This window comes from Psychrobacter sp. 1Y10 (assembly GCF_052259005.1).
GTDB classification, from domain to species: Bacteria; Pseudomonadota; Gammaproteobacteria; order Pseudomonadales; family Moraxellaceae; genus Psychrobacter; species Psychrobacter saeujeotis.
Genome location: NZ_JBQQES010000006.1, coordinates 72,837 through 93,028, shown reverse-complemented (window position 1 = coordinate 93,028; position 20,192 = coordinate 72,837). Strand labels below are relative to the sequence as shown.

Here is a 20,192-nt window from a genome sequence, read left to right as displayed (position 1 = left end):
ATGGCTAATCCCAGTAAAAAGAAAAGCAAAAAAATAAACTTCCATGAGCAGCTGGTACTTACGCAGTGGCTATGGTCAAAGTTCAATCCTGACAATATTAAGGGCATGCATACGCTATTGGATTTGCCTGTCCATGAAGGTATTGAACACGAAGGTGAGGACGCAGGCCAAACCAAGTTTTTCACTGAGCTGACTAGAGACTTAGTCGGTAAGCAGACTTTAGATATCGATACCCTAAGGCGCTATGATAGGAATATCGTTCGTCACTGGCTACAGATTAGTGAGGCTCGCAATAAGCAAGCTAATAGTGAGCTGAATTTAAAATACTTTCAATATCTGTCATTATTATTTACGGAGTATTACTTAGATCAATACTTTAATAATTCTGAGCAGATGTTAGAGGAGTTGAATGCTACCGTAGTTGCCTATAACGAGGACAAGAGTGACAGCGAGATACTACAACCGTACGTAGCCAATGACTTAAACAAAGTTGCGTACTGGAGTGCCACAGGTAGCGGCAAGACGCTATTGATGCATATTAATATTTTGCAGTATCAGTACTACACTGAGCACGCCAGCCACAATAATAAAATCGAGCAGATAATTCTACTAACTCCTAATGATGGGCTCAGTAATCAGCATCTTGAAGAGTTCAAGATGTCTGGTATCGAAGCTATGATATTTCAAAAAAACAAATCCCGTGATCAGTTTTTAAAATACGTGCAAATTATGGATATCCATAAGTTGGCTGAAAGGGATGGTGATAAGACAATAGCGGTAGAGTCACTAGAAGGTCAAAACCTTGTATTAATCGATGAAGGCCATCGTGGCACGAGTAGTGCTGCTGGTGCATGGATGGGCTACCGCGATACGCTGACAAAAGACGGCTTTAGTTTTGAATATTCAGCGACCTTTGGGCAGGCGATTAATAAATCAAACAACGTTATCAAACAAGAAGAAAAAGAGCAAAAAACCAAGGCCAAGATGCTATATGGTACTCAGGCATTAGCCAAACTAGACGATAATCAGCTAAAGGCTCTAAGTTTAGATGAGCTGGAAAAGCAAAAAGCACGACGCGAAGCCTTGCGTGAAGTCTATGCAAAAAATATCTTGTTTGACTACTCGTACAAGTATTTTTATGATGATGGCTATGGTAAAGAAGTCAATATTCTCAATATGAAAAAAGGTGAGACGCAGGATAATCAGCAGCTATATCTAACCGCCTGCTTATTGGCTTTTTACCAGCAACAGTCCCTTTATCAAAATAACGTTGGACGTCTTAAGCAATTCAAAGTTGAAAACCCCCTTTGGGTATTTGTCGGTAATAAAGTAAATGATGATGATTCAGATATTTTGACCATCATCAAATTTTTAGCTGACTTTTTAGATAGTCGTCATAAAGCAGAAACCATCAACTGGATTCATGACTTTATTACCAATAAGTCACGTTTGGTCGATAACAAAGGTAACAATATTTTTGTTAATCGTTTTGCTCCATTGCATGGTAGAGACGCTGAAGATATTTATCAAGATATACTCAGCCAGTTCTTTAATGCAGGGAGTAACCAGCGCTTAAACGTCATACGGATCACTCAAAACACAGGGGAGCTGCGTCTACAAATTGGTGAGAATACACCGTTTGGCGTGATAAATGTAGGCGATGAAAAAGGCTTATTTGATCACTGTGAAAAGCTAAGTAATAGCCATTATCTTAATACGCGTACCGATGAATTCACTCCGACGCTATTTGATACCATCAACGACGATAATAGCAAAACCAATCTGCTCATTGGCTCACGTAAATTTACCGAAGGGTGGAGTAGTTGGCGAGTCTCGACTATGGGTCTGTTGAATATGGGTTCTGGTGAAGGCTCACAAATTATTCAATTGTTCGGTCGAGGTGTACGTTTAAAAGGTGAGAGGTTCTCACTCAAACGAACGCCGCACAATATTTATAGTAAAGCTGAGTATAAAGATCTGTATCTAGATTTGCTACAAACGATTAATATCTTTGGCTTACATGCTGACTATATGGAAAAATTCCGTGACTATCTAAACGATGAAGGGATCGTGCTTAACCAAGATTTGGTTACTTTAGATTTCAATACCAATCGTATAGCAGCGCCGCATAGACTCAAGACTTTGACGCTTAAAGATGGTTATAAGGATAATCAGCCAAATGGCTTCAAGGCACAGGTCAAGCTGTCGCTATTTGAAATTCCTGATAAGTATCAAGGCAAGATTAAAAAACCGTTTGTTATTTTAGACTTATATCCACGACTCCAAGCCTATCATACCGATAAGCGTAAGCGTAATAATGACTTAAAAGACAAGCGTCAAGAGAATGAGATATCGCCTGATATCATGCCCTTCTTTGATTTTGACAGTTTATATTTACAATTACAGCAGTATAAGATGCAACGTGGCTATACCAACATACGTCTTGGTATCGACGAGCTTAGAGCGTTCTGCTGTAAGCCAATTAAAAATACCCATGATGACTGGTATAGGCTATTGGTAGATAGCGAAAAGCTGATGAAAGATATGGAGGGTATTCGCTTTCAGCAAAGTATTTTATTAGAGCTGCTAAAAGCGTACATGGATAGATTTTACAAAACCATGAAAAACGCGTACGAAGGTCAGTACTATGAAGTGACAGAATTTAATGTTGGCGATGATGATCTGCCTATTCACATGTGTGATAAATACGTCTTTACATCAAAAGAAGGGTTTAATGGTGAGGCAGAAGAGTACTTTAAACGCCTTACTAAATTGCAAGATATAGTCAATGATGGACAGCTAGAGAAGACAGTCAACTGGCAGGATGGTAGCTTACGTACGGTCGTATTTGATAAGCATTTGTATTATCCATTATTCAGCAAAAATGATGATAGCTTACCTTTTACTTGGTCGCCTTCAGTATTTGATTATGATAGTAAGGGTGAGAGTAGCGAAGTTAAGTTCATTGATGATCTACAGCGCTACATTAATTCTGATAAACAGATTGATGCGCTTAAAGATTACCATATCTATTTACTTCGTAATCCCGATAATCGTTACAAAGGATTAGGTTTTGCACTAGCAGGTAATTTTTATCCAGACTTTTTATTGTGGTTAGTACACAAAGAGACGGGCGAGCAGTACCTGACCTTGATTGATCCTAAGGGTATCCGCAATATGAGCCTCGATGATCCTAAGTTTAATCTTTATAAGCAGATTAAAGAGCTTGAGAGTCAGCTAGAAACTAAGCTTGTTTTAAATAGCTTTATTGTAACTCCAACGCCAATGAACACATTGGTAGACAATTCTTTGAGCGAAGACGAGCTTAAAGAGCGTAATGTATTATTTATGGTAGGTAATCAGACGGCTTATTTGGATGATATGTTTGAGGGGATTCTAGGCTAAGCCTATATGAATAAAAAGCTGAATTGGTAGCTTGTAACAATTCAGCTAGGTTCAATGATAGGTTGGGACCTATCAGAAGAAATTATAGGCCCTTAATTTAACGAGTTTAATTTAATTTCTCTAATAGTCTTATTTGAATTTTAAAATGATGAAGTTAATAGCTAGCTATTGTTCTACTATTATAAATTATGCTTACTGTTTTTATAAAGTGAGTATGGATTACTTTCTTATGTAGAGTAACCCATAAAATAATATTTGACAGTTAGCTATAACTCTATATAATGCACTACCTCAGCAAGTATACTTGTTTGATAAGTTATAGTGAAATTAATTAATATTTGATAACTCTGATTAAATGTTATTTAAAACATTACTCTAAGGGTGATTAGCTCAGTTGGTAGAGCGTCTGCCTTACACGCAGAATGTCGGCGGTTCGAATCCGTCATCACCCACCACTCTTTAGTATAGTGCTAATGCGCTAGGTGGTTAAATAAACTAAAACGACCTTAGCAGCGGTAGTTCAGTTGGTTAGAATACCGGCCTGTCACGCCGGGGGTCGCGGGTTCGAGTCCCGTCCGCTGCGCCATATTTAAAATAAATTTAAACTTTCGAGTTTAAGCAATTTTTGCCTCAAGTATTAGTTTACTTGAGGTTTTTTTGTCTGAATTTTATCAAAACGCTTTGCTTAGATAGCCGTGCTAATGCCTAATTATTATATTCTCTAATTTACTAATTTTTTGCATTAGGCTTATAGCTTGATCTGTATTTAATAAATACCTGAAAAACAGGGTAGGTTTAAAGATAAATGTTAGTCTGTTAACCTACTTTAAATTAGGGTTCAATAGTAATATAGGTAAGCCAGCACAGGTGACATATACCACAGCATTTTGCTCAAAGGTGCAACATAGTTTGAGACTGCTGTTTTGGTCTATTGGATAAGCAAAGAAACTGTTTTCTCGCCATTTACCGTCAGGACTTTCACCATAGCCTTCCGTTACGTTTAAGCCTTGTTTGAGCAACTCATTTTTTAGTTCTTGATTAGCCTGCTCGTTTTCTTCAACAGTACGCTCTTTTCCTAATGGATTCCAAGCTGTAATAAACAGTCCACCAGCTGGAGAAAATGGCTGCAAGAGAGATGCAGCTTTGGATGATGTTTTATCAATATTGAGTAAAGTATCATCAAACTTATAATTAGTTTGATGATAGGCTTCCAAAAGGGGGAGGTCTAACATAAAAGGGCTCGATTAGATTTTTGTTGAGACCTATGTTATCAGAAATAGTCTTTGGATAAACTTAGTTATTTACGACAGTAATTTAGTTTTTAGTAAATAGTATATTGCTCAATTAATTTAAGAATGAAAGGCTATCCTTTATTTCCTAATAGCTCTAGTACTTTATCCTCTCCGAGCTGATCAATCAATGCTTGCAGCTGGGCAGTAGAGTCAGCTTGTAATTGTGCATCTGCTCTAAACTCCGCTGTCTTTCTGCCTTCTCTCAAAGCGTCTAAATAGTCAGCCCACTTCTGCATCATATCCGCTCGATCATCAAGGTACTCAAATCGACCATATGCCGTGCCATTAGGATCTTTAGTCGTATGACCCAATGCCATCTCTACGAGCACTAGAGAGTACTTTAGTTGCTCTTGCAGGATAGTCTTCGCTGTCGCTCTAAAGCCATGAGCGCAATGTATGTCTTTATACCCTAAATCCTTTAGACGCTTATTAGCGGTAGCGTCAGATAGGATCTGATGCTTTTTTGCCGTCTGGCTAAAAAAGACATATTCAGTATGCCCATTAATCTTTTGTTGCTCATGTAAGATTGCTACGGCTTGACGCGGTAGGGGAACCACCATGTCCTTGACCATATTTACCTTGCCTTGTCCCTTCAATGGCTTTAATCGCCACCTGCCAGCCTCTAGGTCTAGATCAGCCCAGCGCATACGTCTTAAATCACCATTGCGAACAAACAGAAGCGCTAATAGCCTAAGGGAATTTATGGTGTTCGGGTCACCTTCTATTGTCTCGATAGCTTTAAGTAATTTAGCCAAGTCTTTAGGCGTAGTAACCGCAGGACGATGGCCATAACTTGATTTAGCCAACTGGCTCTTAATAAGCGCCGCAGGATCGCTCGTACAGAAGCCTCGTGCCCCAGCATAGACAAACACATCACTGGCAATGCCAGCACAGCGTTCAGCCTTGTCTGTGGGCTTACCATCCTTGTTTAATGAGTTTGCTTGAATGTCTAACAGCACTTCAAGCATTTTAGGAGAGGTGATATCGCTGATTGGCTCGTCACCAATATATTTGCATATAAGATCAAGACGACCTTTCTTACGAATGAGGGTATTACTCTTCTGAGTCTGATCTAGACTGTCAAAGTACTCCCAAGCAAAATGATTAAAAGAGTTTTTAGTTTTTATAATAATACTTTTCTTAATTTCTTCACGATGAAGTTTTGGGTCAATACCTTTGCTTAACAGATCTTCATACTCACGCCAAACTTCACAGGCACGAGCATACGAGATATTTGGATATATACCGATGGAGATAATACTTTGTTTGGGATTTGAAGGCGGGTAGTATCGATACATCCATGACTTAGTTTCAGTAGGACGCACCATCAAGAATAGTTTAGGGTGGTTTTTGACAGGAACGAAGTACTTCTTATCTTCAGGCTTATGGCTGCTGATGCTTCGGTCTGAACTGATCGCTTTTCTTTCCATATCCTAGATCTCCATGAGTAGACTCAAAACTCGGTATACTTGACAGTATACTCAAAGTGCATGGATTAGGATAGATTCATAGGACAGTATAGAACACCAGATACAACAAAGCCCCTGATATCAGGGGCTTTAGCTGTTCTATAAGATAGTATAGGACTATGTAATGGTACCCGGAGCCGGACTTGAACCGGCACGCTCGTTAGAGCGAGGGATTTTAAATCCCTTGTGTCTACCAATTTCACCACCCGGGCAAAACTTGTTTTATCTACAATGTGAACTAGCTGATAGACCATCTAGTTACTAGATAAGTGGTCGCTATTATAAGCGGTTGTGCTAATAATGCAAGCCTAAATTAACGTAAAGTTAATAAATAATTGGAGGCTGGAGTCGGAATCGAACCGGCGTTAACGGAGTTGCAGTCCGCTGCATGACCACTCTGCCATCCAGCCAATCAAGGTGGACTATATTAGCAAAAATAATTTAAATTACAAGTCATTTTTTAGCTAAAAATAAGTTATTTACTAATGTAAGTCGATTTAAGCATTATTTAAAGATATTTGAGCAGTTATTATCCTATCAATAAGTGTTCAGTGGATGATAAGACAAGAATGCTGCAACACCTTTTATAAGTGTTGCAGCTAAACTTGTCCAATAATCTGTTTATAAGATGTCTTTGTTATTACGTTTGGCTTTTTTGATGTCACGATAAGTCGCAGTACAAATCAAAACCAGTACACCAAGTGTAATTGCAGGCCAAATTAAAATATATAAGCCATAAATAAAGACGTTGTCCATGATATCTCCTTATAGTATTTATAAATATGGGGTTTAAGAGCAATCGACGATCAGCTATCTACCGACCATCGTTGTCTAACCATCATTACCTAAGATGATCTATACTTTCGCATTTGGTATTTTTGATACTTTAGCTTTTTTATCATAGTCACCAACACGCTTTTTAATCAGCTCAAAATCAAAACGTTCATTGCCCATTAGACTGACGATGACACAGACGATGGTACTAGCGCCATAAGCCGTTAGTGAGGCGAGTAGGACCATATATTGACGTAAGAAGCCAGTAGCGAAAATGAGCATCAGTACCAGCGTAATAGCTGCCGCTAACATACCGATTTTACGGCCTAAGAAGCCAAATACCATTAGTCCAATCACGACTGCGGCGCCAACACTTGCTAATACTTCAAAGAATAAAGCCGTGTAACCAATGATCGGCAAAAGCTCAAAGCGAGCTATACAGAAAAACAGCAAACCGATAATGACCGCAGAGGTGAAAGCGGTATTGGTCACACGATTCCAAAATACACTGGCTATCACAGGGAAGACAATTGCACCCCACAATGCACCTACGAATACCAACATCACTAAAATATCTAGCTTAAAGCTAGCAAAGATCAGACCAGCAGCAGTGGCAATAATCATGGTACTACGACCAACCAGCATCATAGTCTTAGGTTTGACTTTACCTCTAGCGATGTTCTTACCATATACATCTGCCATCATAATGGTCGATAATGCCGACAAGTCTGAATCAGCAGTCGATGACAATGAGCCGATGACCAAGATAAAGAACAAGGCGATAAAGACAGGATGCAAATAAGTACTGACCATTTGCGGGATCAGGTTGTTCATATTGCCGTCAAGTGGCTCAATACCAATGGTCAAGGCCATCAAACCAATCATGCCAAGACCGATGACGATACCTGCATAGCCAACTGTGGCCGTGACAAACGTCGCTTTGATCTTGGTTTTATCAATCGCAAATAAGCGCTGCGTAATGGTTTGGTTACCAATAGCATAAGCCAATACGGCGACAAAATAAGGCGCACCTTGCTGAAAAAATGCCTCAGGCGAAAAGAAGTTCTGTTGCTCAAGCGTCAAGTTGGATAGTCCGCTGACCATAACTTCAGGCCCACCCATCGCAAATAATACTGCCGGAATAATAACGATACCAATGGCCATTAAAGCGACCAATTGGGCAAAGTCAGTGAAGACTGAGGCGCGAAACCCTGAAGTTAGGGTATAGCTCAGTACTCCGACACCCGCAATAATCACCCCTGTTTGGAACGATAACGGTGATAGTACCGATACCAACGCCCCAGCCGCAGTGAAATTGACCATCAAGCTAATTAAGCTGCCCATAAGGTTGGATATGGCTAAAATTAATTGGCTTGATGAGCCATGACGAGCGTGAATAAGTTCGCCTAAAGTATGTCCATCAGGAGCAAGCTCACGAAAGCGCATGCCAAAAGGGTAGATAAATAAAATCATTAGCGCGCCCCAAAAGCCATAATGTATCGGCCCTGAAACGCCATACTTATAGCCAGAAGTAGCGGCGGCATAAAACGATGCTGCCCAAATCCAAGTAGCGGTCATACTGGCTGCACCCATACCAAAACCGACACCATGGCCTGCGACCATAAAACCTGACGTCGTCTCTTTGTCTTTTTTAATCAACAATGACAATAAGTAAGTGCCGCCATAAAACGCTAACAACAATAAAATAATGGTTAACGATGAAAATTGGAACAATGACTCAGTTTTCAAATTCATACCTCGAGATTGTTTTAGATAAAAAAGTTGGTACTACAATTTATAGTCCCAACCAATTATGAATTGAGTAATCAGACTAATACTATGAATATCACAAAATCTGTTGTTTCATTAACAGTCAGTTAGCAAAACATGCGATGAGGATGCTACATACCAAGGATCAAACATCGGATAATATGATATATAGCAAACAGTAGCCCCCAAATGACTGGCGTCTAATAATGGGGTTGCCATCACGCTCATATAGTCGCATGTCATAGTAGATGTTACAGATGAGTACTTATCAACAAAGTACTAACGAACACGAAGTAATAACTACTACTTCGCATTAGATATAGACAGCTAAAGTCGGCACTCGTTTTTTATTCAAGATTTTTAGAAAAATCTAAACTTTCAAATATATGAATAACGATGTGAGAGCTCTGTAACTGCCATAAGCAAGTTGGCTAAATGAAACTCTGGCCAATAGCGCGTGAAAACATGTAAATAGCGTTTGACTCCGTTTGAGTCTATAACTGATGTTTTATACTATTCACAAATAAAACTTACCCATAAAACGACATCCGTGTTAAATATAAGTAACATTTACGTGTCACAAGAGTAACACTAATAAGCCTTCAATCTCAAGTTTAAGAGTGATCTTGGGCTTTAATGACTGGTGACTGCCAAGTTTTAGTCGTAAGTGATAATCTTATCTACGTTAATATGTCTTATAAGAACATATAAGAATTTGCAATATTTAAGAGGTAATCTTTATTGACGACTGGGCTTTTGGTCGCAAAATAGGTACAATATCTTGCTTAGTACGGTGTCTGCTCTTTAAGAGATTTATTAGCATAATTGCTACCTCAATTGTCCTGATGATGTGCAAAATGCGGGATATATACGCTCATAGTAAGCCACTGCTCACCTATGTTTACTGAGCAAAATAATGGCCGACACTGTTTCCCTCTTATTTATTGCTTTATTCATTGGAGTTACCATGTCAAATGCCTCGTCAATTGAAACGACGATGACGTCAGATAATCAATCTGCCACCTTATTAGACGGCAAAGCACTTGCTAAGCAAATAGAGCAAGAACTGCGTACACGCGTAGATAATATCAAAGACAAGACTGGTCGTACGCCAAGTTTGGCAACGATATTGGTTGGTGATGATCCTGCTTCTGCCACTTATGTGCGTATGAAAGGTAACGCCTGTAAGCGCGTCGGTATGGACTCTATTCGAGTTGAGATGCCAAGTGCGACAACCACAGAGGAGCTTAAAGCCAAGATAGACGAGCTTAACAACAATCCAGATGTCCATGGCATATTGCTCCAGCATCCTGTCCCTGATCATGTTGATGAGCGTGCATGTTTTGAGCAGATTGATTTGGCAAAGGACGTTGATGGGGTGACGTGCTTGGGCTTTGGTCGTATGGCGATGCAGCAGTCTGCCTATGGTTCATGTACGCCGCAAGGCATCATGCATTTATTGGAACACTATAATATAGAGCTTGCAGGTTTGGAGGCAGTGGTCGTAGGACGTAGTGCCATCTTGGGTAAGCCAATGGCAATGATGCTATTAAATGCCAACTGTACAGTGACCATGTGTCATTCAAGAACGCAGGATTTGGCTGAGCATATTAAGCGTGCTGATATTGTCGTTGGGGCTGTAGGTGTGCCTGAGCTGATTAAAGCAGAGTGGATCAAAAAAGGGGCAGTAGTGGTCGATGCAGGCTTTCATCCAACCGACAATGGCGGCGTCGGCGATATTGAATTGAATGGCATAGAGAATATTGCTAGTGCTTATACGCCTGTTCCAGGTGGCGTAGGTCCAATGACTATTAACACATTGATTCGTCAAACAGTCGATGCAGCTGAAAAGTCAGCGGGTTTAGATGCTCATAAATAGACTGAACGATATGATAAAAAAGGCTGCTATCTAGTAGCCTTTTTTTATATCAACTTATCTTACAACCATTTTAGCCTTTTAAAATTATAATACAGATAACTACATAAGGCGATGATAAGTCCCATGATCACAAGGTATGAGTATTTCCAATGTAGCTCAGGCATAAAGTCAAAGTTCATCCCATAAATACCAGCAATGGCAGTCGGTACGGCTAAGATACCTGCCCAAGCAGCAAGCTTACGTACCACCTCGTTTTGTCCCATGTTCACCATCGCCATATAAGTATTCATCACCACACTGAGCATCTCGTTCAAACCATTAATAGCGTCTAAAGAGTGGAGTAGATGGTCATTGACATCACGAAAGTAAGGTTTTGCTGCTTGCGAAAATCCAGAGACCAACTCGCTTTTTTTGTGATTGATAAAAAAACTACAGATGTCTTGTACAGGCAAGATAATCGCGCGCATATTTACCAATTGTGACTTGAGCTCATAGAGGTTTTTTAATGTGCTTTTATTAAACTCATAACTAAAGACATAGCGCTCTTGCTCGCGCAAATAGCTGCCTAGGCGATCAGTGACTGGCATATAGTTATCGACAATAAAATCGAGAATAGCATGCAATACAAATATGGGCCCCATGCGTAGCTTTTCAGGGCGACGATTGCAGTGTTCACGTACGGGTGCATACGAGTTGGAAGGACCATTACGAATCGTAATCAGATAGTTTTTACCCATAAATATGGCAGTAGTACCATAGCGTATAATGTTGTCCTCCAATTTTGCAGTCCGCAATACTACAAATACCATGTCGTTGTCATAGTTTTCGACTTTGGCGCGCTGATGATCGGCAAACGCATCTTCAATCGCCAGCTCATGTAAGTCAAAAGCATTTTGGACTTTAGTCATGGTCTCTAAACTGGGATCATACAATCCAAGCCAGATAAATTGGCCATTGTTGCTAAGCGCACGACTGACGTCATTGAGCGCCACTTGGCTCAGTTGCTCGCCTGTCTTGCGCGAATAAGCATAGCAGTTGACCACTTCATCATCACTAGACAAATCAATGTCTTCATAACGCTCAGAGTCAGGATCGTATACCGTCATGGTCTCGATGGTATCTTCGGCCGTGGCATCCACGTCTCCGTAGATATAGCTGTCATAACTATTTAGATAGGGATGACTGTCACTGATATCAGAATAGATACGACTAATATTAGAGTCAGGTGTAATGCGGGTGTTCGTCTTAATAGATAGATCGTCATTGCGCTCCATACACCCTCCCTTGTTGCTTTTATAAAATCTAAATGGCTACTTTCTATTCAAAATGGCCCAAATGAATTCAGCCTAGAAAAGCCCAACGATAAACCATGTCGATGTTATATCGCATAGCGTTTTAAAGTGTCAATATCGACCAGTGTTAATAAACTCTCATGACAACCTTCTAGCTTCAATTTTGGTGCGATATCGAAATCTAGTGCTTCAACCCAGCGTAGCGCACAGATACACCAATAATCACCAGGTTTTAGACCTGGAAAGTTGTATTCTGGCAAAGGCGTGATTAAGTCATTACCACGGCTTGATGAAAAGTTTAAAAACTCACTGGTCATCTTGGCACAAACGGTATGCTGACCAACATCATGATTGCCAGTATGACAAAAACCATTACGATAATAGCCAGTAATAGGATCAAAGCAGCAGCTGGCAAGAGCAGTACCTAATACATTGGTCTGGTTAATAGCAGGGTTAGGGTGGTAGTCAGATGACATAAGGTCTCCGAAATTAAGTGATTGTATAGAATGGGAGTTGATAAATTTTTACCGTAGTTTGTATATTGTTAGTCGTGGTTTTTGTAGGTAAACGAACTGGAATAAATTTGCTGTAATATCTGCAGTTTTAGCAAGCAAAAAATTATACCAGCTGTGCGTGGCTACTAATGTATCGACTTTATCTCGAGATAATTATAGCCTGTCTACTAATAGCCTAAAACATAGGCTAGTGTAACATGGGTCTATTAAAAAGATGTGAACCAAATCATTCATCACGACTTAATAGAGGATGAAAGCGATCATAAACGATCGTTTTGGCTAAGAATAAATCGCCATAATGCAATAATGTATTTATGACTAGATAGAACGTATTGATATGAATTGTGACTAGGCGAACCCCAGTTGCTATGCTAAACTAAAACATAAAGTGCGCTGATCATTTACTATAATTAGCGCATAAAGATACTCGTCTTATCATCCTAACTTATACTTATTACTCACCCTTTTGCAGTTACCTAGTTTGTTTATAAATAATTGGGCCAATGGTGTTGCGTGTTAAAAATGTGTCAAAAACATACAGTAGCCATCGTTGATGTAATCATAAACAAAACCTTACTATGCCGCGTTTTTTGGTAAGCAATACGCCAAACAAGGATTTATTGTGTCTGTCAGTTCTTATTCAGCTGTACCCGTCCAATCACGTTCTGAAATTAATCCCACCTCTCAGCATGCTGATGATAGTAGCGTACCCAATCATCTGCCACATTTAAGCAATTTTCATCTCAGTAATTTTACCGCAGAAGTTGCCAATAGCTGGCTGCTACCTGATGGTGTGGTTGATGTATTGTTTGAAGATGCGCAAAAGCAAGAAGTGCTGCGACATCAGTTGACTCAGCAGCTTATTACTCACGGCTATCAGCTAGTCTGTCCGCCGATGATTGAGTTTACAGAATCATTATTAAGTGATGCATCGGAGGATCTTAAACGTCAAACCTTTAAAATCATCGATCAGCTTACAGGTCGTTTGATGGGTGTGCGTGCGGATATTACACCGCAGATTTTGCGTATCGATGCCCATCATGGTGGGGCAGGTATTGCGCGTTATTGCTATGCAGGTGATGTCATTCATACCTTACCCTCAGGATTGTTTGGATCGCGTACGCCACTGCAGTTAGGTGCTGAGATATTTGGTTGTGCATCGCTAAGTGCAGATTTTGAATTGATAGATGTGTTATTTACGATGGTCAATGACCTAAATATGAGTGCAGCTTTGCACATTGACTTGGGTCATGTGGCGATATTTAAACGGTTGGCTTTATTGGTTGAGCTATCAGATAGTGACACTAAGCAATTGATGCATTTATATGCCAACAAAAACTTACCAGAGTTAAAGCGCGTCTGCCAAACATTACCCATGGGTAGTGATTTTTATGCTTTAGCGCGCTTTGGTCACGACATGACACGGCTATTGGCGAAGCTGTCAGATACCGCACAACAAGATACCGAGATTGTTACCGCAGTCGATGAATTACAGCGCTTAAAAACCCATCTGCAAGAGCAGTGGAATTGTAATGTCAGTATCGATGTCACTGAGCTGTCGGGCTATCACTATCATACTGGTATTGTATTTAATGGCTATATCAACAGTGAAACCCAACCATTAGTACGTGGTGGACGTTTCGATGGTATGCAAAGTGGTGGTCACCTAACAAATAGCCAGCCACGTGAAGCCACAGGTTTTAGTATGGATGTCAGTCGCTTGTTAGCACATGTCGAACTGGCTGCTCCAGTGGTAGTGGTCGTTGATTATGCTGCAATTAACAATATGGATAGCGAACAAAGACAGACGCTACGTCAACAAGTTGATAGCTTACGCCAGCAAGGTTACCGAGTCACTGTACCGCTGGATATGCATGACTGTCCTCAAGACGTCACGCATCGATTAAGTATCGTTGACAACCAGTGGCAATTAACCGCTGTTGAATAAAGCTATTTTATTGAAAATAATTGTATTAAAAAATGGGTTTATCAAAAGACAGTATCGTCAAAAAGCATCATTTTTCGTTTAGTTTTAAATTGTTATCGTATGGCTGTTTGATAATGAACAAGCCATGCACCTTAATACATCATTGTAAGGATTAATTATGGGTAAGAATGTCGTAGTTTTAGGTAGCCAATGGGGTGATGAAGGTAAGGGTAAAATCGTTGATTTACTTACCGAAAAAGCCTCAGCAGTAGCACGTTTTCAAGGTGGCCATAATGCTGGTCATACGTTAGTTGTCGATGGCAAAACCACTGTCTTGCATCTTATTCCATCAGGTATTTTACGTGAAGGTGTAACCTGCTTTATTGGTAATGGCGTTGTACTAGCACCTGATGCTTTATTAAAAGAGATGAAAGCGCTTGAAAACAACAACGTGCCTGTACGTGAGCGCCTACGTATTTCACCTAACTGCCCACTTATCATGCCTTATCATGTGGCACTCGATCAAGCTCGTGAAGCAAAGCGCGGTACTGGTAAAATCGGTACAACAGGTCGCGGTATCGGTCCTGCATACGAAGACAAAGTTGCGCGCCGTGCGATCAAGCTTGCTGATTTATTCCGTGAAGACCTAGAAGAAAAACTACGTAACCTAATCGAATATCATAATTTCCAGCTGACTCAGTATTATAAAGTTGACGCGATTGATTTTGATGAGACACTCAAGCTATGCCAAGAGTGGAAAGAAGAGATTAAAGGCATGGTAACTGATGTCACTGAAGACCTTAATCAGTTGCGTTTGGCTGGCAAGAATTTAATGTTTGAAGGTGCGCAAGGTACATTGCTTGATATAGATCATGGTACTTATCCGTTTGTGACTAGCTCAAGTGTTACGGCAGGCGGCGTATCTACTGGTACGGGTATTGGTCCATTGTATTTGGACTATGTACTTGGTATCACTAAAGCCTACACCACACGTGTTGGTAGTGGTCCGTTCCCAACAGAATTATTTGACGATGTCGGTGCCCATTTAGCCAAAGTTGGTCATGAGTTTGGTGCAACCACTGGTCGTGCACGTCGCTGTGGTTGGTTTGATGCAGAAGCCCTACGCCGCGCCGTTGTACTGAACTCTATGTCAGGTATCTGCTTGACTAAGCTTGACGTATTAGATGGTTTAGAAGAGCTATTAATTGGTGTTGGTTATGAATTACCAGAGACTGAATGCGCAGGCGCGCATGATGCTGAGTTTTATGAATCAGTAACACCAAAGTATGAGACGCTAGAAGGTTGGAGCGAATCTACTGTCGGTATTACCAACTATGATGACTTGCCAGAAAATGCTAAAAAATACATCAAGCGTATCGAAGCGTTGATTGGCTGCCCAGTTGATATCATCTCAACGGGTCCTGATCGCGAAGAGACCATCGTATTGCGTGATCCGTATGATGCGTAGATAAATAGAACAAACTATTGAATGACAAAACCCTAATGTCCAGCTAAGAGCTAGCATTAGGGTTTTTTATAAAGATTAATAATACTGGTAAATATACAATATATAGTATGTACCTCTTAACTTTTAGTAATGCAAAATTTACGTTTAAGTAAGCTGGTATCATAATTAATCCTATCATTTATAGCGCCAATCATTATAATAGGCAACAATCACATGTCGAGGCTCAGATATACGAATTGGTAAATCTGAAATGCCTGAGTATTATAGTGATAATAAACGATTCAAACCCTTACCTTTATAATTCTATTAGGAGCTTCTCATGGCTAACGAACGTACTTTATCTATCATCAAACCTGACGCAGTTGGTAACAACAATATCGGCGAAATCTACAGCCGCTTTGAAAAAAACGGTCTAAAAATCGTTGCTGCAAAAATGTTGCAACTTGATGATGAAAAAGCAGGCGGCTTCTACGCTGAGCATGCTGAGCGTCCATTTTACAATGACCTAAAGTCATTCATGATGTCAGGTCCAGTATTGGTATCAGTATTAGAAGGCGAAAATGCTATCGCTAAGCACCGCGAAATCATGGGTGCAACCAACCCAAAAGAAGCTGCTGAAGGCACTATCCGTGCTGACTTCGCTAGCAGCATTGACGAAAACGCAGTACATGGTTCAGATTCAGCAGAGTCAGCCGCACGTGAAATCAGCTACTTCTTCAGCGATGATGAAGTTTGTGCACGTACGCGCTAATAATTATTATTAATATCCGCTTATGATATTGAGCGTTAATCATTAGTATTGTAAGGACGGCTTATACTCAACTGGGTATAAGCCGTTTGCGCTACTACTGAACTTTTTTGTATTTTGTTGAATATGCTATTATTAATCAGTCTATGCTCAAGCTTATCGGTTGTTTTTGTTGAAATTTATTATTATGTCCCTCATTATTAATTTTCAATCATTTAATTAGCGTTATCAATCCCTTATCAGTACATTGTCGCTGTAGATAATCATTTGTATTTTATAACTGACAAAGTTTGCGCTCATAGCGGATTGCTCAATGCAGCACTTAATTGTATTACTACGCTCATGGCTTAGGCCAAAAGGTTACTTATTATGTCAACGATTCAAGCTCCTACTCAGCATGTGCCTACTAAGCTTACTAATAGCATTAAGTTGGTAGATGAAGCGCAGGCAAAAACCAATCTATTAGGTATGACGCAAGCACAGCTCGCTGATTACTTTAAGAGCATCGGTGAAAAACCATTTCGTGCCACTCAAGTGATTAAGTGGATTTATCAGCACGGGGTGACTGATTTTGAGCAGATGACCAATCTAAGTAAGTCGTTGCGCGACAAGTTGTCTATGCACGCCTGCGTAACCCCGCCAAAGGTTATCCATCGTCAATATAGTGATGATGGTACCCGTAAATGGGTGTTTGAGGTCACTGGGGGCTCATTGGTTGAGACGGTGCTAATCCCAGCAGATGATAGTAAAGCAAATGGCCGTAAAACGTTGTGTGTGTCTTCACAAGTCGGCTGTGCATTGGACTGTAGTTTTTGTAGTACAGGTAAGCAAGGCTTTGAGCGTGATTTGAGCGTCGCTGAGATTATCGGGCAGTTGTGGGTCGCCAACGCTTCTTATATGGCAGACGAAAACGACAGCTTAGAAAACGTCGATCATAGCTTATGGGAGAACAACGTGACCAACGTTGTCATGATGGGCATGGGTGAGCCATTATTGAATTATAAACCAGTGGTCAGCTCGATGGAGATTATGCTTAGTGATCATGCTTATGGTTTATCCAAACGCCGAGTCACTTTATCGACGTCAGGTGTGGTGCCAAAGATGTATCAGTTAGCGAAGGATATTGATGTGGCTTTAGCCATTTCACTGCATGCACCCAACGATGAATTACGTAATGAGTTGGTACCAATTAATAAAAAATATCCATTAAGCGAGTTGATCGCTGCGGCAAAAAATTATGTCTATGACGTCAATCCGCGCCACAAAAAACATGTCACGATTGAATACGTCATGTTAGATGGCGTCAATGACAGCAATGAGCACGCTGAGCAGTTGGTTGCATTACTTGATGGTTTGCCAAGTAAAATAAACCTGATACCGTTCAATCCATTCCCGCATGCCCCTTACGATAAATCAAGTAACAATCGCATTCATGCGTTTAGTAATATTTTGAGCGAAGCAGGTTTTGTTTGCACCATTCGCCAAACGCGCGGTGATGATATTGATGCAGCCTGTGGTCAATTGGTTGGACAAGTCGCCGATCGAACCAGACGGTCAGCGGCATGGCAACAAAGCATTAAAGACCGCGATGCTAAGGGTAACGCTGCTGTCTAATGAGTGACGGAGTGACAGCAATAGTGGCTCAGTCTAAGACAAGAAACAGATAGGGTTACGTTCCTATTGGTTTTAGTAAATAATATTTATAACCATAAAAATGCAGTCATGGTAACTAAATTGTACTTAAGGGGTTTAAATCCATTAAACTAATGGCTCATTGGAACTCTAGTATTAAATTTACAGTACTAAAACTCAGTTTTATAATGGCGGCTATGATAATGTTTGAATATTTTTGTCAATTTAAGACTCAGCGTAAAACATCTTTAATAATGAAGGAGTCCTCAGTAGCGAGTGCTTATCAAAAAACAAACTATACTATCTCTGGTAATCCTGAGTCTAGTAACCTAAAGTTTGGGAGCCTAAAAAATCGGCTGATAGCTAGTGCAATCGCTACCTTATTACTAGCGGGTTGCCAAAGTACACCAACAGATGGCTTAACTGGAAGTACGCGTTATCAAACGTCTACTCAGCCAAGCGATATTCGTAATCTTGACAAGCAGGAGATCGCTCGCGTACGTACATCGCTTGCCGCGCAATACATTCGTAAAAACGAGCTTGATACCGCGCAGCGTCAACTTGAAAAAGCTTTTGCTGCTGATAGCCGATACGCGCCAGCCTATGATATGATGGGCGTTTTGTTGCAACAAGAGGGCAGCCGCCTTAATCTTGAAAAGGCCGATCAATACTTTAAAAAAGCCATCTCGCTTGACAAGGATTTTGATCAAGTGCGTAACAACTACGGTGTCTATTTATCGCAGATGAAGCGTTATAGCGAGGCGGCAGAGCAGTTTGAGATTGCAGGTGCAGCACTTGGTTATGAAGGACGTATTGGTGCACTTGAGAACCTAGGGCGCACTTACCTACAGTTGAATAACCATCCAGCGGCGGCCAAAGCGTTTTTGCGAGCGTTAGATGGTAATCGTAATAGCTTGATCGCTCATATTGAGCTGGTCGATTTGTTGCTTGAGCAGCAGCGTGTACAGCAAGCACAACGGCTTTATGATGAAACCTTATTGCTCGTACAAGGTCAGGGTGTTAGTCCGCGATTGCTTTTACAAGGTATTAAGCTTGCCGCCGTTCAAAATGATAGAACCACGCGTCAACGATTAGCACAACAGCTATTATCTGCTTATCCATTAAGTGATGAAGCAAAACAACTTAAGACTTGGCTTAACAATCCAGAGGCATCATGGAAATGAACAACCCATCATCAAATCATCAGTCTAACGCTCAGGGATCATTTGGTGCCACGCTGCAGCAAGCCCGTAAAAGTAAGCAGATCAGTTTAAAAGAAGCCGCCAGTGAATTATTCATCTTAGAGCGTCATTTACAAGCACTAGAAGAAGAGGATTTTGCCGCTTTACCGCAAGTTACCTTTGCGCGTGGTTTTGTCATTAACTATGCAAAATTTTTGCAGTTGGATCCCACAAAAATCGCGACAAGCTTCGATGCAGCGTATCCAGATGAGATGAGAGCGCAGTCGGTGAGTAACATTGATACACCGCTGCGCCCGATGGGAACCTTACAACGTGATAGTCGTAGCCGCATCCGCTTTAACCCGTTGTTGATTCTTGCAATCATAGGGCTTATTGTATTGGCGGTGTTTTTATTTCGCATGGTCACTAATGCCAGTCAAGATAACGCTACATCTACCACAGCCGTCGAAGACTTGTCAGCATCAGAGCAAGCTCAAGGGGCAGCGGTTGATACTCAGTATGATAGTACTGGTTTAGATAGTGTGGGTGCGTCCGGTTCAGCACTTAATTTAGATAGTAATAGTGATATCAGTGCGGTCACATTGGACGTTGAGGTCATAGACACTACCAACGTAGATATTACGGATGCGTCTGGTAACAGTCTGATGTCAGGTAGCCAAACCAGTGGTAACTATAAACTGCTTGGTACGCCGCCATTTAACATCCAAATTGATAATATTGACAATGTAAAATTATTACTTAATCAAGAGTCGGTTGCGTTAAATGAGTATGCAACCGATAAACAAGCAAGCTTTGCGTTGGCGCCATAATGATTTGATC

The 20,192-nt window shown here is 40.7% G+C and carries 14 protein-coding genes and 4 tRNA genes; 10 read left to right on the top strand and 8 right to left on the bottom strand.

Annotation, left to right across the window (positions count from 1 at the left end):
- From ACTXGH_RS09220 to ACTXGH_RS09210, 3 genes are all read left to right on the top strand, one after another.
- Positions 1-3,405 carry a DEAD/DEAH box helicase family protein gene (locus ACTXGH_RS09220; protein ID WP_439296862.1) on the top strand — a complete coding sequence of 1,135 codons (3,405 nt, stop codon included), beginning with the start codon at positions 1-3 and terminating at the stop codon, positions 3,403-3,405.
- 379 nt (positions 3,406-3,784) lie between these two features.
- Positions 3,785-3,860 (top strand) — tRNA-Val (locus ACTXGH_RS09215).
- A gap of 54 nt (positions 3,861-3,914) precedes the next feature.
- Positions 3,915-3,991: transfer RNA gene (locus ACTXGH_RS09210), tRNA-Asp, on the top strand.
- A gap of 235 nt (positions 3,992-4,226) precedes the next feature.
- Here the strand turns inward: ACTXGH_RS09210 and ACTXGH_RS09205 are convergent.
- The 6 genes from ACTXGH_RS09205 to ACTXGH_RS09180 form a co-directional block, all read right to left on the bottom strand.
- Positions 4,227-4,637: a DUF3293 domain-containing protein gene (locus tag ACTXGH_RS09205; RefSeq protein ID WP_439296863.1), complete on the bottom strand. Its 411-nt coding sequence runs from the start codon at positions 4,635-4,637 to the stop codon at positions 4,227-4,229.
- Between the two features lie 131 nt (positions 4,638-4,768).
- Positions 4,769-6,127, bottom strand: coding sequence for a tyrosine-type recombinase/integrase (locus ACTXGH_RS09200; protein ID WP_439296864.1), 1,359 nt, complete (start codon positions 6,125-6,127; stop codon positions 4,769-4,771).
- A 164-nt stretch (positions 6,128-6,291) separates the two neighbouring features.
- A tRNA-Leu gene (locus ACTXGH_RS09195) sits at positions 6,292-6,378 on the bottom strand.
- A 124-nt stretch (positions 6,379-6,502) separates the two neighbouring features.
- Positions 6,503-6,576, bottom strand: a tRNA-Cys gene (locus tag ACTXGH_RS09190).
- 211 nt (positions 6,577-6,787) lie between these two features.
- Entirely contained in the window at positions 6,788-6,922 is a 135-nt protein-coding gene (locus tag ACTXGH_RS09185; protein WP_299219501.1) for a putative transporter small subunit, read from the bottom strand.
- A 99-nt stretch (positions 6,923-7,021) separates the two neighbouring features.
- Positions 7,022-8,695, bottom strand: coding sequence for a sodium:solute symporter family protein (locus ACTXGH_RS09180; protein ID WP_439260981.1), 1,674 nt, complete (start codon positions 8,693-8,695; stop codon positions 7,022-7,024).
- Positions 8,696-9,707: 1,012 nt separating this feature from the next.
- On the opposite strand from ACTXGH_RS09180, the gene folD reads away from it, so the two are divergent.
- Positions 9,708-10,589 (top strand): bifunctional methylenetetrahydrofolate dehydrogenase/methenyltetrahydrofolate cyclohydrolase FolD, encoded by an 882-nt coding sequence (folD, locus tag ACTXGH_RS09175; protein ID WP_439296916.1) that lies wholly within the window; start codon positions 9,708-9,710, stop codon positions 10,587-10,589.
- Positions 10,590-10,648: 59 nt separating this feature from the next.
- Here the strand turns inward: folD and corA are convergent, their stop codons facing one another.
- Together corA and ACTXGH_RS09165 are read right to left on the bottom strand one after the other, a co-directional pair.
- Positions 10,649-11,863, bottom strand: a complete 1,215-nt coding sequence (corA, locus tag ACTXGH_RS09170) for a magnesium/cobalt transporter CorA (RefSeq protein ID WP_439296865.1) — start codon at positions 11,861-11,863, stop codon at positions 10,649-10,651.
- Positions 11,864-11,967: 104 nt separating this feature from the next.
- Positions 11,968-12,357 carry a DUF2237 family protein gene (locus ACTXGH_RS09165; RefSeq protein ID WP_299219506.1) on the bottom strand — a complete coding sequence of 130 codons (390 nt, stop codon included), beginning with the start codon at positions 12,355-12,357 and terminating at the stop codon, positions 11,968-11,970.
- Between the two features lie 661 nt (positions 12,358-13,018).
- On the opposite strand from ACTXGH_RS09165, the gene ACTXGH_RS09160 reads away from it, so the two are divergent.
- From ACTXGH_RS09160 to ACTXGH_RS09135, 6 genes are all read left to right on the top strand, one after another.
- The gene (locus tag ACTXGH_RS09160; RefSeq protein ID WP_439296866.1) at positions 13,019-14,344 is read left to right on the top strand and encodes an ATP phosphoribosyltransferase regulatory subunit; all 1,326 of its coding nucleotides are present in this window, start codon (positions 13,019-13,021) and stop codon (positions 14,342-14,344) included.
- A gap of 157 nt (positions 14,345-14,501) precedes the next feature.
- Complete coding sequence (locus ACTXGH_RS09155; RefSeq protein WP_299219509.1) at positions 14,502-15,791, top strand: adenylosuccinate synthase; 1,290 nt, start codon at positions 14,502-14,504, stop codon at positions 15,789-15,791.
- A 319-nt stretch (positions 15,792-16,110) separates the two neighbouring features.
- Complete coding sequence (gene ndk, locus ACTXGH_RS09150; RefSeq protein ID WP_439296867.1) at positions 16,111-16,542, top strand: nucleoside-diphosphate kinase; 432 nt, start codon at positions 16,111-16,113, stop codon at positions 16,540-16,542.
- A gap of 366 nt (positions 16,543-16,908) precedes the next feature.
- Positions 16,909-18,153 (top strand): dual-specificity RNA methyltransferase RlmN, encoded by a 1,245-nt coding sequence (rlmN, locus tag ACTXGH_RS09145; protein ID WP_439296868.1) that lies wholly within the window; start codon positions 16,909-16,911, stop codon positions 18,151-18,153.
- A 272-nt stretch (positions 18,154-18,425) separates the two neighbouring features.
- A complete protein-coding gene (gene pilW / locus ACTXGH_RS09140; protein ID WP_439260976.1) occupies positions 18,426-19,355 on the top strand; it encodes a type IV pilus biogenesis/stability protein PilW in 930 nt (309 codons plus the stop codon).
- Entirely contained in the window at positions 19,346-20,182 is an 837-nt protein-coding gene (locus ACTXGH_RS09135; protein ID WP_439260975.1) for a helix-turn-helix domain-containing protein, read from the top strand. Before pilW ends, ACTXGH_RS09135 begins: the two co-directional genes overlap by 10 nt.
- Positions 20,183-20,192: the final 10 nt, after the last annotated feature.

Bases quoted from the DNA above. Each gene is read 5' to 3' on its own strand.
- ACTXGH_RS09180 (WP_439260981.1), bottom strand. From the start codon at position 8,695: ATGAATTTGAAAACTGAGTCATTGTTCCAATTTTCATCGTTAACCATT.
- corA (WP_439296865.1), bottom strand. From the start codon at position 11,863: ATGGAGCGCAATGACGATCTATCTATTAAGACGAACACCCGCATTACA.
- ACTXGH_RS09205 (WP_439296863.1), bottom strand. From the start codon at position 4,637: ATGTTAGACCTCCCCCTTTTGGAAGCCTATCATCAAACTAATTATAAG.
- pilW (WP_439260976.1), top strand. From the start codon at position 18,426: ATGAAGGAGTCCTCAGTAGCGAGTGCTTATCAAAAAACAAACTATACT.
- ACTXGH_RS09135 (WP_439260975.1), top strand. From the start codon at position 19,346: ATGGAAATGAACAACCCATCATCAAATCATCAGTCTAACGCTCAGGGA.
- ndk (WP_439296867.1), top strand. From the start codon at position 16,111: ATGGCTAACGAACGTACTTTATCTATCATCAAACCTGACGCAGTTGGT.
- ACTXGH_RS09155 (WP_299219509.1), top strand. From the start codon at position 14,502: ATGGGTAAGAATGTCGTAGTTTTAGGTAGCCAATGGGGTGATGAAGGT.
- ACTXGH_RS09185 (WP_299219501.1), bottom strand. From the start codon at position 6,922: ATGGACAACGTCTTTATTTATGGCTTATATATTTTAATTTGGCCTGCA.
- rlmN (WP_439296868.1), top strand. From the start codon at position 16,909: ATGTCAACGATTCAAGCTCCTACTCAGCATGTGCCTACTAAGCTTACT.
- folD (WP_439296916.1), top strand. From the start codon at position 9,708: ATGACGTCAGATAATCAATCTGCCACCTTATTAGACGGCAAAGCACTT.
- ACTXGH_RS09220 (WP_439296862.1), top strand. From the start codon at position 1: ATGGCTAATCCCAGTAAAAAGAAAAGCAAAAAAATAAACTTCCATGAG.
- ACTXGH_RS09200 (WP_439296864.1), bottom strand. From the start codon at position 6,127: ATGGAAAGAAAAGCGATCAGTTCAGACCGAAGCATCAGCAGCCATAAG.
- ACTXGH_RS09165 (WP_299219506.1), bottom strand. From the start codon at position 12,357: ATGTCATCTGACTACCACCCTAACCCTGCTATTAACCAGACCAATGTA.